Origin of the sequence: Candidatus Pseudoscillospira sp. SGI.172 (assembly GCF_050313575.1) — a bacterium.
Lineage (GTDB): Bacteria > Bacillota > Clostridia > Oscillospirales > Oscillospiraceae > Vermiculatibacterium.
Genome location: NZ_JBNPLQ010000015.1, coordinates 47585 through 63943, shown reverse-complemented (window position 1 = coordinate 63943; position 16359 = coordinate 47585). Strand labels below are relative to the sequence as shown.

The following is a 16359-nucleotide window of genomic DNA, read 5'->3' as shown; positions in this document are numbered from 1 at the left end:
ACAGCGGATTGTAGTGCATGGATTTTGAAAAATCTATGCTGTTGAACACTTTGACCTGATACCCCCGGCGTTGCAGGAAAGCCCCCACCTGGGAGAGCACCCCGCCTTTTGGATCGACGCACACATAAGAGCTGTGCGCCTGGAGCAGCTGGGGCGTAAGCCAGAAACGGGTTTTGCCGGAGCCAGACGAGCCGATGATACAGGCGTTGAGGTTGCGGGCGTTGGCGGGATTTTTGGGCCGGGTGTTCATAGTGAGAAATTCCGTCTTTGTTAAAATGACGTTGTTCTCAAACTTCGGATCGACAAAGGGCTTGATGTCTTTTTCGGTGCCCCAGCGGGCCGACCCGTATTCCTCATCCCGCCGAAATTTCTTTGCGTTCTTGCTTTTGAAGTAGATCAGCAGGCGAAAGCCCACCGCGCCCACAATACCGATGAGCCAGTCAAAAGGAGAGAGCCCCGGCGCAAAGTCTGCAAAGGCCGGGCCGATGCTCTGCCCCAGGCCCATGAGCTTGTGGGCAAAGTCTGCTCCAGGGGCCAGGCGGTAGGCCGTCCCCAGCTTTAGGCAGGCCCACAGAATAAACAGGTACGGGATATTGGGTATCACATACTTTTTGACGCTATCTGTCCTCATGCACCGCCTCCCTTGCACGTTCTTTCTTGTGGGACAGCTGGCGGGCCAGTTCAGCGGCAGCCCGTTTGAGCTGTTCCCGGATGGGAACACGCTGGGACTTGGAACGCTTCAACACACGCCGGGAATATTCCGAAAAGCAAGCGGTGATGGCGTCGGCCTGCCCGCTCTTGAAGAACAACAGATATTTGTCCGGCCCGGTCTTGTAAAAGGCATAGTCCACATTCCAGCGCCGGGCCACCCGGTCAAAGTCCTTTGGGGACTCCACCTCGATGCTGTTCGTGGCGGCCCCGTGGCCCATGAGCTGACGCACCGTCTGTTTTCCGTGGAGTGTCTGGCGGGCCCGGTACGTTTTCTTAATCTTCCGGCCCACCGCCAGACACGCCTGGGCCAGCACCCGGCCCGTGAGCTTTGTCGCCTTGATCGAAATTGCTATGGTACGTCTGGAAACGTCCTCGTCAATCAGCCGTATCCCTCCTTTCCATGAAAAAAGCACCTCTGGACAAAACGTCCAGAAGTGCCGTTATCGTTCCTCATGTTCCTTTGCGGCAATCTTCCGATAGCCCTCCAGGGAGGAACCGTCAATAATTTCTTTGTAGGCTGCCATTTGTTCCCGCACCGTGAGCTGCGGAAAGGCAAAGACTTTGTGCTCGTCGGGAATGTCCTCGATCCCGTGATAGTGCTCGATAAATTGGCCGCCATTGTTCAGCACATAGCCGCCAGGGGCAAAGTGGCCGTCCTCTTCAAGCCGAATATCCCGCCCGTATGCCTCATAGTCAAAATAATTCAGCAGGTGCTCCGGCACGTCAATGGCCTCCATGTCCTCCACATAGATGCGGCCCAGGGTTTCATCGTCCTCGACACCAGGATAAAACTCGTAGCAATCCAGGTTTTGCGCCAGATTGATGAGATCGGCCACGCTGGAAGTATGTTCGCCGCTGTCAATGACGGCCTCAAATTTCTCCAGTTCGCCCTGATCCAGCTCGGAGAGCAGACAGGCCAGATGATTGAGCTCGTCCAGGTTTTCGTATTCCGTGAGATAGTCATAGAGCCCCAGCACGTCACCGTCAAAGCTGGTAATGAAAAATTCCTCATAACGTACCCCGTCCACACCGATCCGCTTCAAAAGGGCCTGTACTTCTTCGGTAGTCGTGGGGAATTTCAGCGTTTCGCCAACCAGCTCACCCTCGTTGTACTTTCCCAGGTTGGTGATGTAGGCTTCAAACAGGGACTCCATCAGCACCGCCCCTGGCCCTTGACGGTCAGGATGCCCTCAAGGGTAGTAGCGGTGATCCCCAGGCGCTGGGCCACAGCAATATCATTTTTCATGGCCTCGGTCACGGAATGGCCGCACACCACCAGCACACGGGAGCGCCGGAGCAGATCGCGGCCCATGTCGATGCCGTTCTTGTGCTCCTCCGGCACCGCGTCATTGAGGAACAGCGGCAGATAGAGCATGGGGCAGATGGGGGAATAGCCCGCATCGTAGACCACGCGGCAGTAATGTGCCGCCTGCTCCATATCCACCGCAGGATCACCGCGCCACGCAGCGGTGATATAAGCAAGGGATCGTTTCATTATCACACCTCCAATATTTAATAGGTAGTTTAACCCTATCCCCCCGCCCTTTCCCATTCATGGGAAAGGGGGCGGCTCTGGAGGATATACCCCCGCCGCCTTGCCGGAAATAGCACAGCCGGGCCAGGCAGTCAAGGGCAAGCCGCCGCAAACGGCGGGCGTTCCGCCCCTTGACTGCCCGTTCCCGGCTGCGCTGCAAAATATCCGGCGACGGGGGATATATCACCACAGAGCCCATCCCCGGCGCGGGGCGTTCACCTCTGGACAAAGTGTCCAGAAGCGGGGCCCGGTTACTTCTCCAAGTCCTTTTTCTTGTCCGGCTGCGCCAGTTCGGGCGGCTGTTTCTCTTTCCACTCGTCCAGCAGCGCCATGATCTGCTCCTTCATTTTGGCAGGAGTGACCTCCTTGCCGAAATACTTAGACAGTTCAGCAGTCGAAATAATCACACCGCGATCCTCCTTTTTTTCTTCACTCAAAATGCCGTCGATCACATCGCCGTTGAGCTTGCCCTCCTTGTCCAGCTCGTGGAGCCGCTTCGCCTGGGCCACCGAGGGGGAGGACTGCTCCCCGTCAATGGAAACGGCAATCAGCCGCTGGTTTTCCGGCCTGATATACGAGATCTCCACCGCAGGCATAAAGCCCATCTGCTTTGTGTCCACCTTGTCCAGAAGCTCCGGCACCAGGGAGTTGAGCCGGATATACCGCATGACCTTTTTATAGTTCATGTCGTGTTCCTTACCCACAATCTCCACCGAGAGCTTACCCAGGGCCTCCGCCTCTTTCTCATTTTTCGGGCGGGCCCCCTGGCGTTTGATGGCCTCCACCTCCAAATCCAGCAGCTTTGCCAGTTCGCTGGGGAGAGGATCACCCCGCTGCTTGTTGCTGTTCCGCATTTCCCGGACAGCTTCAAGATCGGTCATCTCGCGGACGATACAGGGCATTTCCTCCAGCCCGGCCCGTGTACCACCGTGATGGCGGCGGTGGCCCGCGATAATCTCATAGCCCTTGCCGTCTTTTTCCGGGCGGACGGTGGCGGGGGTCATAATGCCGTGTTCCTTGATCGTCCCCACCAGATCATCCATCGCCTTATCGTCCTGCACCTTGTAGGGGTGCTCCCGGAACGTATGGAACGGATGAAGCTCCGCCATTTTCAGATAGACGATTTTTCCCTCTTCCACCGGGCGGGGCGGCACGTCAGGCGTGGGCGGCAAATTGATCTCCGGCGGCGGGACTGCCGCCTCCTTGACGGGAGCGGCCTTGCCCGGCTTTACCGCCTTAGCGGATTTAGACGCAGGCGCACCGCCGGAGCCCGTTTCCTTGCCCTTGTCAGCTTTCTTACCTCTGGACACTTTGTCCCGAACAGCGGGCGGGGCCTCCTCACGGGCCGCCTTGTCAACCTTAGACGGGCGGCCTGTGCGGGGCTCCGCCGCTTTCTCCTTTTTCCCCGCAGACACCGTAGCCTGCTCTTTCGGGGGACGGCCACGGCGCTTTTTCGGCTGATCCGCCTCCGGCGCTTTCTTTTCCGGGGCGGTAGTAGAAGCCTCCTTGCCGTCCTTATCAGCGGCCTGGATGTCCGAGAGGTTGATCACCTTGCCGGACGGGGCGGGTGTATCTTCGCCCATGCCGGGAAGAACAGTCTGCTGTGTGTGCTTGTCGGCAGACGGCGGATCGGGCTCCACATGATCGGGGGCCGCTTTATCTTCACCAGAAACAGCAGGAGCATTATTTTCCTCCAGCGGTGGCAGATCACCCTGGCCGGGCGGGGATTGGTTTTCCGGGGTCTTATTTTCCTCCGGGCCCATGTTCACTTTTTCATCGGCCATTTGCTAACCTCCTTTTTGATGGAATGAAAAAAGGCCAGACCTCCCGGCCTGACCCGCAAAAATAACTCCCCCTTTCATTTTCAATTTGAAATCAGCATCACTCCTTTCCAAAACCAGGCCATAAAAAAACGTCGCTTTTCACAAAGAAACAGCGACGTTTTAGTGTAGGTTGGCTCGGTTTTTGTTGTGATTTATGATTATGCCTTTGTAAAGAAACCTAAGGCTTATTTAAAATAAAAGACCAATTCCTTTCTAGAGACCAAAAAGACCGGCACCCTGATGGCAAAGTACGCGGTACCCTGTGTGATCTCACTGCTGACGGCCGCCTTCTACAACATCGTGGATCAGATCTTCATCGCCAACGCCGCCTACCTGGGCTCCTGCGGCAACGCGGCCAATACGGTGGTGTTTCCGCTGACGGTAGTGGCTCTGGACGTGGCGGTGATGATCTGAGACGGCTGCTGTGCCTTTGTCAGCATCAGCCTGGGCGCGGGCCGGCGGGAGGACGCGGGGCGGAGCATCGGCAGCGCCATAGTCCTGTGCATGGGGTGCAGCGTGGTTTTGACGGCGTTTTATCTGATTTTTCGGGACCCGATTCTCACCCCGTTCGGCGGGCGAGCCGACGAAAAGACCTTCCGGCAGTCCCGAGAGTATTTCTTTTACATTGATCCGCTACACCTGCCGTACACTGCGGGGGTGACCGGAACAGCGAAAACGAGCTCCCGTCTGCACAGCGGACGGGAGCTCGTTTTGTTTCTCAGGGCACGATCCAGGCCGGAACCGCATAGAGTCCGGCATAGTCGGGGTAGAGGGCGGTGAGCCGGTCGGAGATGGAGCAATAATCCTCCGCCGTCCAGGCCCGGGTGCGGCGGTAGAGCCGGACGGTGACGCCGTTTTCCAGGGAGAAGGTCTCGGGGAGGGCCTCGTAGGCCGTCCCGGGGCCGATGCCCTCCAACACGTCGTGGGCCAGCAGCGCCATGACCTGCTGGTTTTCCTCGCCCAGATGGGTCTGCACCGGGTCGCCCACGATGAGGTAGTCGGCCTGAGCGGTGTTCCAGTTGAAGGCGTCCCGCTTGTCCACGGTGCCGTGATACTGCACCACTGTGCCGGTCTCCGGCTCGGGCAGGCTCAGGGAGGCGCGGAGACTGGTGAGCGTCTCACTGTTGAAGGTGAAGGAGGAGGCCAGCACCGCGGCGGTGTGGGGCTCCTCCGCCGAGAGACCGTCCACCGCGTCGGCCAGCGCCAGAAGCTGGTCGATGTCGCTCCGGCGGGGGCCGTAAAACTGGAAGGAGGGCAGCGGGTCTGGGGATGCGATCTCGCAGATGGAGGCGGGCTGGGCCTTGGGCACGAAGCAGAAGCCGAAGGCGGCCGCCGCCAGAAGGGCAGGCAGCGGCCCGGGGCGGGAGAGCAGGGAGGAGGAGGCCAGAAGGGCCAGCGCCGGGAGGTAGAGCAGCAGGTGCTGCTGCCCGTGAGACTGGATGGAGACAAAGGCCAGGAAGCAGACCGCAAGCTGCACCAGGGAAAAGGCCACGGCGGGCCGTGTCTCCTTCCGAGTCAGACCGGCGGCGGCGAGGAGAGCCAGCACCGCCAGAAGCACCCAGCCGAAGTACCGGCAAAAGAGGAGCAGATCGCTCCTCAAACCCAGATCATAGGCGGAGTAGAGGTCGGAGTAATTGGTGCCCAGCACCTTGTCCAGCAGAAACCGGTAGGTACAGAAGAGGGCGCAGAAGGCACTGGATGCAAAGAGCGCTCCAAAATCCGCCCACCGCTTCCGCTGGAAAAGGAGCTTGCAGACCAGGGCTGCCACCCCGAAGGAGGCGGCAAAGAAAAAGAAGTACCGCCGCAGGAGAAAGGTACCCACCAGCAGCGCCCCGGAGACCAGCCCCCGGCTGACGGCGGGGCGCTCGCTGCGGTAGACCGCAACGGCCCAGATCCCGAGAGCGGCGGAGGCCACGTCCACATAGCCCACCAGGCCCACGTAGGTCAGCATGGGGAAGAGTCCCGCCAGCAGCAGTCCGCCCCAGGGCTTTTCCGGGGCGAGGGCCGCCAGTCCCCAAAGGCCGGGGAGGATGTACAGATTGGCCACGGAGAAAAGGAACACCGCCCGGCTGCCCCCCAGCAGGCGCATCACCCAGGAGACGGGGAGGGCCAGCAGGTAGTTGTAGTCCAGACTGATGGTGCTCTCCAAAATCCCCCGGAGCTGGGCAGGGCCGAAGGGCTGGTCGGCCAGCGTCCGGGCGACGGCCCAGTATCCGGCGTTGTCCCAGACATAGACCGTACGGGAGGAGAGGACGTAGACGGCGGTGACGGCATTGAGCGCCAAAAAGAGGAGCAGCATCTGCCGGACATTTACCCGGCCCAGGCCCGCCAGATCCCGCCCGGCCCGGAGCAGGGCCAGGACCAGCGCGGCAAACAGCAGGCCGTTCCCCAGATGACAGAGAAAGCGGAAGGGGAGGGCGTCGATCAAAAGCCCTGCCGGGTCCAGCATGGCGTAGCTGAGGTCGAAGGCCGCCCCCGCCCAAAACGCAATGGCCCCCGCCAGCGCATTTTTCCAGCCTGCGTCCCAGGGGCGGAGAAGTCGTTCGGCCAGGCGGAATCGGACGGCGAGGCCGAGAAAGAGCCCGGAGAGCGCCAGGGCCGCTCCGCCCAGAAGCTTGCCGGGCAGGACGCCGCCCAGGGCGATCCAGAGCCGCGCCAAAATCCAGCTTCCCAGACAGGGAAAGACCGCCGCCCGGGCAAGCCAGCGGGCGGCGGAGGTTTTTCGTTGGGTCATGGCGGAATCAGCCCGGAGGCCAGGTCATGTCCCGGCCGGAGAGGACGTGAAAATGGAGATGGTGGACGCTTTGCCCGGCCTGATCCCCGATGTTGGAGACCACCCGGTAGCTCTCCAGTCCCAGCTCTTTGGAAAGCCGGGCGATGACGGCAAAGATATGCCCCACAGTGGCCTGATTGGCCCCGTCCACCTGGGACACCGACTGGATATGCTCCTTGGGGATGACCAGGAAGTGGGTGGGGGCCTGGGGGTCGATGTCGTAGAAGGCGCAGCAGAGGTCGTCCTCATAGACCTTTTTGGACGGGATCTCGCCGGCGGCGATCTTACAGAACAGACAATCGCTCATAGCTTGCTCCTTTCTCTGTGTTTCACTGCTCCGGAACAACGGCGAAGAACTCCACGTCCTCAGCACCGTCGTTGACAAAGCTGTGGGAATGACCTTTGGGACAGTAGTGGCAGGCACCGGGGCCGAAGGGCTCCCAGGAGCCGTCGAAGAGGAATTTGCCCGTGCCGCTGAGGATATAGATGATCTCGCTGCCGGTCTCGTGGGTGTGGAGGCCGATGGACGCGCCGGGGATCAGGCGGCCCCGCATGATCTTTCCCAGCTCATCGGTGCGCATCCGAAGGCGGACCTCTTTTTCTCCGCCCCGCATGTGGGGGATGACGGTCTCCTCCAGGGCGGTAAAATCCAGGATCATGGCGCACCCCCGGTTACAGGCCCAGCTTGTTGTGGACGAAGTCGTCCACCGTGGCCAGAGCATCGTCCAGCTTGAGCACGTCGGTGCCGCCGCCCATGGCGGAGTCGGGCTTGCCGCCGCCCTTGCCGCCGCAAATGGCGGTGACCGAGCGGATGAGATCGCCCGCCTTCACGCCCCGGGCAACGGCCTCCTTGCCGCAGACCGCCAGGAAGGTGATCTTGCCGTCCCTGACCGTGGAGAGCACGGCCACCACATTGGAGGCCTTGTCCCGGAGGAAATCGCCGGTCTTGCGCAGACGGTCGGCGTCGGCTTCGGGAAGGGTGGCGGTAAGCACCCGCAGGCCGCCCACCTCCTTGGCTCCCATGAGGAAATTCCCGGCCTCGCTGACGGCTTCCTTGGCCTGGAAGGCCTCCACAGTGTGGCGGAGGGTCTTGATCTCCTCCATGGTCTGCTGGGCCCGCTCCCGGATCTCGCCGGGCTTGGCCTTGAGAACGGCGGCGGCCTCAAAGACCATCTCCTGATTGCGGTTCATGGTCTCCAGTGTGAGCATGCCCGTGGTGGCCTCGATGCGGCGGACGCCGGAGGCCACGGAGAACTCGCTGTCGATGTGGAACACGCCTACTTTGGCGGTGTTGTCCAGATGGGTGCCGCCGCAGAACTCCACAGACCAGCCCTTGCCCATGTCCACCACCCGAACGGTGTCGCCGTATTTCTCTCCGAAGAGGGCGATGGCCCCCCGCTGCTTGGCCTCATCGATGGGCAGGACGTCGGTACGGATGTCATAGCCCTCCAAAATGGCCTCATTCACCAGGCGGCTGACCTCGGAGAGCTCTTCGGGGGTGAGGGCGGAGAAGTGGGTGAAGTCGAAGCGGAGCCGGTCGGGCTCCACCAGGGAACCGGCCTGCTGCACGTGGGCCCCCAGAACGGAGCGCAGGGCCTTGTCCAGCATGTGGGTGGCGGAGTGGGCCCGCTGGACGGCCTTGCGGCGCTTGAGCTCCACGGTGGCGGAGACGGTGTCGCCCACCTTTAGCCCGCCGAAAACAAGCTTGCCGTAGTGCATATACTTGCCGCCCTTGTTCTTCTGCACGTCGGTGACCTCAAAGCGGGCGTCCCCGCAGCAGATGACGCCGTGGTCGGCCACCTGGCCGCCCATCTCGGCGTAGAAGGGGGTCTGGTCCAGCACCAGGATGGCCTCGGTGCCGCCCCGGACCTCGTCCCGCAGTTCCTCCTCGGCCACGATGGCCAGGACCTTGGCCGGGCAGTTTTCCAGGTTGGCGGCGTCGTAGCCCACGAACTTGGTCTCGGGCATATCCTTGCCGAACTCGATGCCGGCCCAGCCCAGGTCGCCCAGAGCCTCCCGGGCGCGGCGGGCCCGCTCCTTCTGCTCCTGCATCAGCTTGCGGAAGGCGTCCTGATCCACGCGCATCCCCTGCTCCGCCACCATCTCGATGGTCAGGTCGATGGGGAAGCCGTAGGTGTCGTAGAGCTTGAAGGCGTCTGCGCCGGAAAAGACGCTCTCGCCCTTGGCCTTGTGGCCGTCCAGCATGTCCATGAAGATCTTCAGGCCGCCGTCGATGGTGCGGGCGAAGTTCTCCTCCTCTACCCGGATGACCTTGGTGATATAGTCCTGCCGCTCCCGCAGCTCGGGGTAGTGGCCCTCGTTTTCATGGATGACGGTGTCGCAGACCTCATAGAGGAAGGGTTCGTTGACCCCCAGCAGCTTGCCGTGGCGGGCAGCCCGGCGGAGGAGGCGGCGCAGGACGTAGCCCCGGCCCTCGTTGGAGGGGAGGACGCCGTCGCAGATCATGAAGGTGGCGGAGCGGATGTGGTCGGTGATGACCCGCAGGGAGACGTCCCGGGCCTTGCTCTCGCCGTAGTGGGCGCCCGTGATCTCGCTGACCCTGTGGGTGATGTTCATGACGGTGTCCACGTCGAAGAGGGAGTCCACGTCCTGACACACCACGGCCAGACGCTCCAGGCCCATGCCGGTGTCGATGTTCTTCTGCTTGAGCTCGGTGTAATGGCCCTCACCGTCGTTGTTGAACTGGGAAAAGACCACGTTCCAGACTTCCATATAGCGGTCGCAGTCGCAGCCCACGGTGCAGCCGGGCCGGCCGCAGCCGTACTTCTCGCCCCGGTCATAGTAGATCTCGGAGCAGGGGCCGCACGGGCCGGAGCCGTGCTCCCAGAAGTTGTCCTCTTTGCCGAACTTGAAAATATGGTCGGCGGGGAGGCCGATCTCCTTGGTCCAGATCTCAAAGGCCTCGTCGTCGGCGGGCGTGGTCTCGTTTCCGGCAAAGACGGAGGGATAGAGACGCTCGGGGTCCAGGCCCACCCACTCGGGGGAAGTGAGGAACTCCCAGGCCCAGTGGATGGCGTCCCGCTTGAAGTAGTCGCCGAAGGAGAAGTTGCCCAGCATCTCGAAGTAGGTGCCGTGGCGGGCGGTGTGGCCGATGTTCTCGATGTCGCCGGTGCGGATGCACTTCTGACAGGTGCACACCCGGTGGCGGGGGGGCTCCTGCTCGCCGGTGAAGAAGGGCTTCATGGGTGCCATGCCGGAGTTGATGAGCAGCAGGGACGCGTCGTTCTGGGGGATGAGAGAGAAGCTGGGCAGACGGAGATGGCCCTTGGTCTCGAAGAAGGAGAGGAACATCTCGCGCAGTTCATTGACGCCGAAGTTTTTGGGTTCCATGGGAATTACCTCCTTGATTTTGGGGTGAGCAAATGAAAAACGCTTCGCCCCTGTTGGATTTCAGGGGCGAAGCGTGTCACTCCGCGGTACCACCCTGATTTGCCCCGCAAAAGGGCATCTCATTGGCATCTTGTAACGGGGATGGACCGTCCCGGTTTTCCGGGCCGCTCGGAAGTGGCGCTGACAGATGGGCCGAGGGGCTCGCACTGTCCCCCTCTCGCTTGGGGCTTCTCCTGTCATTGGCTTCGTCTCAGCGATTTTGCGTCCATAATTTTATCACAAATTTCAGATCTGTCAAGGGTTGGGGCGCTTTTTCGGACGAAACAGGGCGAAGAGATTGGCGCTTTTGCAGGCGGCGGCGTAGCGCTGGCCGGTAAAGGCGTAGCACACCCCCGGGATGGAGGAAAGAATCACCGACACCCCAATACAGAAGAGGACCACCAGGACATAGAACAGCACCTGCTGCGGGATGGTGCCGGGGGCGGGAAGGCCGATCACCCGTCCCCAAACGCGCTCGCCCAGGCCAAGGGCCAAAGGATGGAGCAGATAGACCGGGAAGGAGACCCCGGCCAGCAGGGAAAGAAGTTTTCCTTTCTCCTCTTTTCCGCGCAGACAGGATTTTGCCAGGAGAAAGATGGCGGCGGAGAGGAGCATGGTGAAAAGAGTCAGGTAGTTGGTGAACCGGTCGGAATAAGCAGAGTGGGCATAGGTGTCCCATCGTGTGCCAAAAATGCTGAGGGCGATCATTCCCGCGGCGATCCCCGCCAGGACCCCTTTGGGCGGGATGCGCTCCCACCGTTCCAGCCAGGCCCCCAGGAGAAAGTAGCCCAGGTAGCCCCCCACGAAGTTCACATTGAGCGTCCAGTGCTCAGTAAAGGTGATCTCCCAAGCGTCCGGGACAAAGGACCGCACCGTGTAAAGCCCCAGGGTGAGCAGGATCCACAGTCCCATCATGTAGTTCCAGTGGGCCCGGGTCATTCGGGAGGTCATCTGCCGGAGCAGGGGGGAGAGCAGGTACATGGGGACCAGGGCGTAGAGGAACCAATAGGGGATGACCACCGGTGTGTTCAGAAGGCGGTGGGCGCTCTCCCGGGCGCCGGCGACATCCCCCTGAAGGACGGTGTACAGCAGCACCAGGGTGCTCCAGACAACCAGGGGGACCAACACCTTGGGCAGGCGGCGCCGAAACAGGAAGGTGAGATCGGAAGTCTTGTCCTCATCCAGAAGCAGGGCCCCCGACATCATGAAAAAGAGGGGGACCGCCGGAGTGGCGAATGCCACTCCGATATTGGAGAAATTCCAGAGCACGGTGTTGTCCAGCTCCCGTAATGCCCCCGCCACCGTGTGAAGGTAAATGACGCCCAGCATGGAGAGGACCCGGAGCACATCGTAGTCATAGCGGCGCTTCAAACTTGCCGGGCCTCCCTTCGAAGGATGGAAAGGGGAGGGACTTGACAGGGAAGGGTGAGCCGCAGCGGCATCTGAGGGATGCGGGCCTCCTCCAGCGGGGAGCCGCTCTCGTCGGCCAGGTCGTCTGCTGAAAAGGAGATCGGCCTTACACCAGGCCCCACCAGTTCCAGCGTCTCCCCCCGGCGGAATTTGTTCCGCAGGGAGAGGAGGGCCCGGCCGTCAGGGGCGCAGGAGGTGACGATGGCGCTGACCTGCCAGTCCCGGAGATAGCGGGCGTCCCCGGTGTACTGCTCGGGGTGGTTGTAATAGAAGCCCTCGGAGTAGGGGCGGTGGCTCACCTTGTCCAGCTCGGCGCGCCAGGCGGGGTCCAGCGGCTCCCCGGCCAGGGCGGCGTCCACCGCGTGGCGGTACGCTCCCGTGACCACGGCGGCGTAGTAGGCGCTTTTGGCCCGGCCCTCGATCTTCAGGCTGTCCAGTCCGGCGGCGAGGAGCTCCGGGACGTGGTCGATCATGCACATATCCTTGGAGTTGAAGAGATAGGTGCCCCGGTCGTCCTCCTCCACGGGGAAGAACTCCCCGGGGCGCTTTTCCTCCACGACAGCGTATTTGTAGCGGCAGGGCTGGGCGCAGGCCCCCCGGCCGGCGTCCCGTCCCGTCATATAGTTGGACAGGACGCACCGGCCGGAATAGCTGACGCACATGGCCCCGTGGACAAAGGCCTCCAGCTCGAGCGTGGACGGGGTTTTGGCCCGGATCTCCGCCACCTCGTCCAATGTGAGCTCCCGGGCTAAAATGACCCGGCCGGCCCCCAAATCGTGCCAGGCCCGGGCGGCCTGATAGTTGGTGACGCTGGCCTGGGTGCTGATATGGAGCTTGAGCTTGGGCGCATGGCGTTTGGCCAGGGCCAGCACGCCGATGTCCCCGATGATGACGGCGGTGACGCCGATATCCTGGAGGTATTCCAGATATTCCGGCAGTCCCTCCAGTTCCCCGCTGCGGGGCATGGTGTTGCAGGTGACGTGAACGGCCACGCCGTGGGCGCGGCAGAGCGCCACCGCCTCCCGCAGCTCCTCCCGGGAGAAGTTCCCGGCGAAGGAGCGCATCCCATACTGCTGACCGGCCAGATATACGGCGTCGGCCCCGTAGGCCACCGACATCCGCAGCCGTTCCATGTCCCCGGCGGGAGAGAGAAGTTCCAGTTTCTTATCCATTGCGGTTCCCCAATGCGGCCTTGTAGGCTTCAAATTCTGCGCTGGTGCGGAAGAAGTGGTGGAGGTGATCGTCGCCCACCACATAGTAATAGTACTTGGTACTCTCCGGTTTCAGCGCCGCGTTAAGAGAGGTCATGCCGGGGCTGGCGATGGGACCGGGGGGCAGGCCCTTGTTGCGGTAGGTGTTGTAGGGGCTGTCCACGCTCTGGTAGTCGGACTGGGTGACGGGCCGGCCGGTGACATAGGCGATGGCGGCGTCGATTTGAAGCAGGCCAACCGTCTCATAGCCGGGATTGTTCAGGCGATTGTAGACGACCGAGGCGATCCTGGCCTGATCGGTCCCGTCGGTCTCCTTTTCGATGAGGGAGGCGATCGTGACCATTTCATGGACGGAGTAGCCCATGTCGGCGGCCTTCTGGCGCAGCTCGTCGGTAAACTGCTGGTCAAAGCGCAGGATCATCTTGTTGAGGATCTGGACCACTTCGTCCTCACCGCCTCCCATGTAGAACTCATAGGTGTCGGGAAAGAGGTAACCCTCCAGCCGGTGGTAGTCGCCCAGAGGGAGGACTCCCTTGAGGAAGCTATAGTTGAAATCATAGCTGGCGGCCACGCTCTGGAGCTGATCCACCGTAGCCACGCCCTTGTCGTCCAGCAGATGGAAGATCTGATCCAGAGTGTAGCCCTCGGGGATGGTCACCGAGGCGGTCATCCGGCTGCCGGAGCGGGAACTCATGGCGTTGACCAGCGCGTTGTAGTCCATATCAGTGTTCAGCTCATAGGTGCCCGGGGTGATCTTTTCCTTTTTCTCCACGCCGGTGACCGAGCAGAAGAGCTTGAACAGGGGCTTGTAGTCAATGAGCCCGTTTTCTTTCAGCGCAGAGGCCACGTCGTTCAGGGAATCCCCGTTCTCCACGGTGATGACCGCCGTGGCAGGCTGTTTGTTCAGGGCCAGCACATCACCGGCCCACATCCAGCCCAGTCCGGCCAGCAGGGCGGAGGAGGCCACCACAAGGAGAATGTAGAGGACGGGATTCATCCGTTTCCTGCGGCGGCGGGTATGCCCGCCGGACCGGGGACGGCTCTCCCCGGACTCGAGGCGGCTGGGATGTGATCTGGGCTGCTTGGATTCCTGAGACATAAGGTCAACTCCTAACATTTGGGGTTGCCCCCGGAACCAGAATCACGGGGGACGCATAGTATGTTTCGGATGGCGGCGGAGGGGAAAACCCGCCGGCCGCCAAATAAACAACGAGGTGAAATCTTTATGTGCTGTGGTAACAACGGTTGGGGCGGCGGCAGCTGCTGCTGGATCATCCTCATCATCATTCTCCTGTGCTGCTGCTGCGGAGGCGGGAACTGGGGCGGCTGCGGCGGTGGCTGTGGCTGCGGCGGTGGATGCGGCTGCGGCGGCAACGACGGCTGCTGCTAAGACCCTACATGAAGAGGCGGGGCTCAGCCCCGCTTCTTTTTGATGAAAAACGGGACAGGCCCGCTCAGCCGTGGTAGTGGATACTGCGGCGGACCTGCTCGGCCGCGGCGGGGCCCTTCAACAGCTCCACCAGCTTCAGCCCAAAGGCGAAGGCGGAGCCTGCCGCCTCCCCGGTGATGAGGAAGCCGTCCTCCACTACGGGGGTTCCGATCCGCGCCTCGGCGGCGCCCAGCCCGGACTCCATGCCGGGGTAGCACACTGCTGCCCGGCCGTCCAGCAGGTCCATACCGCCCAAAATGGTGGGCGCGGCGCAGATGGAGGCCAAATAGATCTTTTTATCATACACCTTTTGGATCAGAGCGGTGGCAAACAGATCCATGCGGATGTTCTCCACGCCGTCCAGACCGCCCGGGAGGACCAGCATCTCCAGATCCTCCGTACGGATCTCGGACAGGGTGCGGTCAGCCTTGACGGTAATGCCGTGAGAACTGGTGACCTCGGTTCCGGCCAAACTGGTGAGAGCCACTTCAATTCCTGCCCGGCGGAGCAGGTCGGCGGGAACAATGGCCTCGGACTCTTCAAAGCCTTCCGCCAATAAAATACAAACCATGGGGGAGCCTCCTTTTAATGTGTTTGAGTCGGGAGGGAGAGCTGCTTTGTCACAATGTCCCAGATCTCCCGATGGATGTCCTGGATGCTTCGCACGGCCCCGGCGGCGTCCGCGCAGGACACCTTTTGCCAGCCGTAGTGGTCGGCGGCCCGAAGCGCGGTCCGGCGGCAGAGGGCGAGGTAGGCGTCGTCCACCTCGTGGATGTCGCCTCTGGTGTGGGTGGCAGCCTCCCGGGTGCGGAGAAGGCGGGTGGCCTGTTCCGTGGGCATGTCCAGATAGATCACCAGATCGGGCTGGGGCAGGCCCAGCTTCCGGTATTCAAAGTCGAAGAGCCAATCGAAAAAGGCAGGCTGGTCGGCAGGGGGGAGCTTGCCCCCTTGGTGGACGGCGTTGGAGGTAGTGTACCGGTCGGAGAGGATGAGGGTCCCCGACTCATAGAGAGGCTGCCAGACCTTTTTCCAGGAGGCGTACCGGTCCACGGCGTAGAAGCTGGATGCGGCGTAGGGATTTACATCGGAGGGGCGGGAGCCGAACTCCCCGTTCAGATACATCTTCAAAAGGGCGGAGGAGGGCTCTTGATACTGGGGGAACACCAGACGGTGAAAGGAGTTTCCCGCGGTCTGGAGCAGGTCGCACAGCAGCCGAAACTGGGTGGACTTGCCCGAGCCGTCGGTACCCTCAAAGACGATCAGTTTTCCTTTCATGCCCGTCCTCCTCTCAGGCGCGCCGCCAGGGCGTCCACCAGGATGAGAGGGAGCCGGGCCATCCGGCCGAAGCGGCTGGGCTCCTTGATGAGCCGGTAGAGCCACTCCATTCCGGCCTTCTGCCAGCTCTCGGGAGCCCGCTCCACCGTGCCGGCGAACACGTCCAGGCTGCCGCCCAGACCCACCGCCAGACGGGCCCCAGTGTCGGGGCCGTGCTGGACCATCCAGAGCTCCTGCTTGGGCGCGCCCAGGCAGACAAAGATCACGTCGGCTCCGGCGGCGCGGATCTCCTCCACCACCGGGGCGTCCTCCTGAAAGTAGCCGTCGTGGGTGCCGCAGATGAGCAGACCGGGGTGGGCGGCGCGGAGCTTCTCCGCCGCCAGCTCCGCCACGCCGGGCTTGGCCCCCAGCAGAAAGAGGGAGCGGCCCGTGTGGGCCATTCGGGTGAGCAGGCCCTGGGCAAAGTCGATGCCCGTGACCTTTCCCTTCAGGGGATGGCCCAAAATTTTGGCGGCGTAGACCACACCGATACCGTCGGCCAGGGCCAGATCGGCGCTGTTGAGGACGGCGCAAAACTGCTCGTCCTTCCTGGCGGCCAGAACAAATTCCGGATTGGGGGTGACCACATAGTGGAACCCCTCTTCCTCCATCAGGGCCGAACCGGCGGCCACCGCCTCATCGGGAGTCAGATCGTCGATGCCGACACCCAAAATATCTGTTTTCAAAAAAATGCCTCCTCCCAAGCGAGGGCCAGAATGATTTTCTCAGTTTACCACATCTGAAGAAAAAAGTCCATGGGAGGT

Annotated in this window: 16 protein-coding genes and 1 pseudogene; 2 read left to right on the top strand and 15 right to left on the bottom strand. The window is 61.9% G+C overall.

All coding sequences use genetic code 11. The features are described 5' to 3' along the window. From ACQRD3_RS07570 to ACQRD3_RS07550, 5 genes are all read right to left on the bottom strand, one after another. Nucleotides 1–631: type IV secretory system conjugative DNA transfer family protein (locus ACQRD3_RS07570; protein ID WP_427780749.1), on the bottom strand; the 631-nt coding region annotated here is incomplete at its 3' end. Next, complete coding sequence (locus tag ACQRD3_RS07565) at nucleotides 618–1052, bottom strand: PcfB family protein (RefSeq protein ID WP_427780752.1); 435 nt, start codon at nucleotides 1050–1052, stop codon at nucleotides 618–620. The genes ACQRD3_RS07565 and ACQRD3_RS07570, both read right to left, overlap by 14 nt. A 99-nt stretch (nucleotides 1053–1151) precedes the next feature. Beyond that, nucleotides 1152–1865: an antirestriction protein ArdA gene (locus ACQRD3_RS07560; protein WP_427780747.1), complete on the bottom strand. Its 714-nt coding sequence runs from the start codon at nucleotides 1863–1865 to the stop codon at nucleotides 1152–1154. After that, nucleotides 1865–2206: a hypothetical protein gene (locus tag ACQRD3_RS07555; RefSeq protein WP_050618702.1), complete on the bottom strand. Its 342-nt coding sequence runs from the start codon at nucleotides 2204–2206 to the stop codon at nucleotides 1865–1867. The genes ACQRD3_RS07560 and ACQRD3_RS07555 overlap by 1 nt, the downstream gene beginning before the upstream one ends. A 290-nt stretch (nucleotides 2207–2496) precedes the next feature. Continuing rightward, nucleotides 2497–4029: a ParB/RepB/Spo0J family partition protein gene (locus tag ACQRD3_RS07550; protein ID WP_427780745.1), complete on the bottom strand. Its 1533-nt coding sequence runs from the start codon at nucleotides 4027–4029 to the stop codon at nucleotides 2497–2499. A gap of 279 nt (nucleotides 4030–4308) precedes the next feature. On the opposite strand from ACQRD3_RS07550, the pseudogene ACQRD3_RS07545 reads away from it, so the two are divergent. Beyond that, nucleotides 4309–4695 (top strand): annotated as a pseudogene (locus ACQRD3_RS07545) (MATE family efflux transporter); the annotation flags it as partial. Between the two features lie 91 nt (nucleotides 4696–4786). Here ACQRD3_RS07545 and ACQRD3_RS07540 read toward each other — a convergent pair. The 7 genes from ACQRD3_RS07540 to mltG all read right to left on the bottom strand — a co-directional run bounded on the left by ACQRD3_RS07540 (nucleotide 4787) and on the right by mltG (nucleotide 13951). After that, nucleotides 4787–6802 (bottom strand): hypothetical protein, encoded by a 2016-nt coding sequence (locus ACQRD3_RS07540; RefSeq protein WP_427780743.1) that lies wholly within the window; start codon nucleotides 6800–6802, stop codon nucleotides 4787–4789. Between the two features lie 7 nt (nucleotides 6803–6809). Next, complete coding sequence (locus tag ACQRD3_RS07535; RefSeq protein WP_080908009.1) at nucleotides 6810–7148, bottom strand: histidine triad nucleotide-binding protein; 339 nt, start codon at nucleotides 7146–7148, stop codon at nucleotides 6810–6812. A gap of 22 nt (nucleotides 7149–7170) precedes the next feature. Beyond that, a complete protein-coding gene (locus tag ACQRD3_RS07530) occupies nucleotides 7171–7500 on the bottom strand; it encodes a cupin domain-containing protein (protein WP_427780741.1) in 330 nt (109 codons plus the stop codon). 13 nt (nucleotides 7501–7513) lie between these two features. Continuing rightward, on the bottom strand, nucleotides 7514–10192 hold the full coding sequence (gene alaS / locus ACQRD3_RS07525; RefSeq protein ID WP_427780739.1) for an alanine--tRNA ligase: 2679 nt from the start codon (nucleotides 10190–10192) through the stop codon (nucleotides 7514–7516). Between the two features lie 294 nt (nucleotides 10193–10486). Then, complete coding sequence (locus ACQRD3_RS07520; protein WP_427780737.1) at nucleotides 10487–11602, bottom strand: acyltransferase; 1116 nt, start codon at nucleotides 11600–11602, stop codon at nucleotides 10487–10489. After that, nucleotides 11599–12813, bottom strand: coding sequence for a peptidase U32 family protein (locus ACQRD3_RS07515; protein WP_427780735.1), 1215 nt, complete (start codon nucleotides 12811–12813; stop codon nucleotides 11599–11601). The genes ACQRD3_RS07520 and ACQRD3_RS07515 overlap by 4 nt, the downstream gene beginning before the upstream one ends. Then, nucleotides 12806–13951, bottom strand: coding sequence for an endolytic transglycosylase MltG (gene mltG, locus ACQRD3_RS07510; protein ID WP_427780733.1), 1146 nt, complete (start codon nucleotides 13949–13951; stop codon nucleotides 12806–12808). Before mltG ends, ACQRD3_RS07515 begins: the two co-directional genes overlap by 8 nt. Nucleotides 13952–14077: 126 nt before the next feature. On the opposite strand from mltG, the gene ACQRD3_RS07505 reads away from it, so the two are divergent. Beyond that, a complete protein-coding gene (locus ACQRD3_RS07505; RefSeq protein WP_198933294.1) occupies nucleotides 14078–14242 on the top strand; it encodes a hypothetical protein in 165 nt (54 codons plus the stop codon). A gap of 64 nt (nucleotides 14243–14306) precedes the next feature. On the opposite strand, the gene ACQRD3_RS07500 is transcribed toward ACQRD3_RS07505, so the two are convergent. From ACQRD3_RS07500 to ACQRD3_RS07490, 3 genes are read right to left on the bottom strand one after another with little or no spacing between them, the layout of a single operon-like run. Beyond that, nucleotides 14307–14852: a DJ-1 family glyoxalase III gene (locus ACQRD3_RS07500; protein ID WP_080908014.1), complete on the bottom strand. Its 546-nt coding sequence runs from the start codon at nucleotides 14850–14852 to the stop codon at nucleotides 14307–14309. Nucleotides 14853–14866: 14 nt separating this feature from the next. Next, entirely contained in the window at nucleotides 14867–15556 is a 690-nt protein-coding gene (locus tag ACQRD3_RS07495; protein WP_080908015.1) for a dTMP kinase, read from the bottom strand. Continuing rightward, complete coding sequence (locus ACQRD3_RS07490) at nucleotides 15553–16281, bottom strand: WecB/TagA/CpsF family glycosyltransferase (protein ID WP_427780730.1); 729 nt, start codon at nucleotides 16279–16281, stop codon at nucleotides 15553–15555. Before ACQRD3_RS07490 ends, ACQRD3_RS07495 begins: the two co-directional genes overlap by 4 nt. Nucleotides 16282–16359 lie beyond the last annotated feature (78 nt).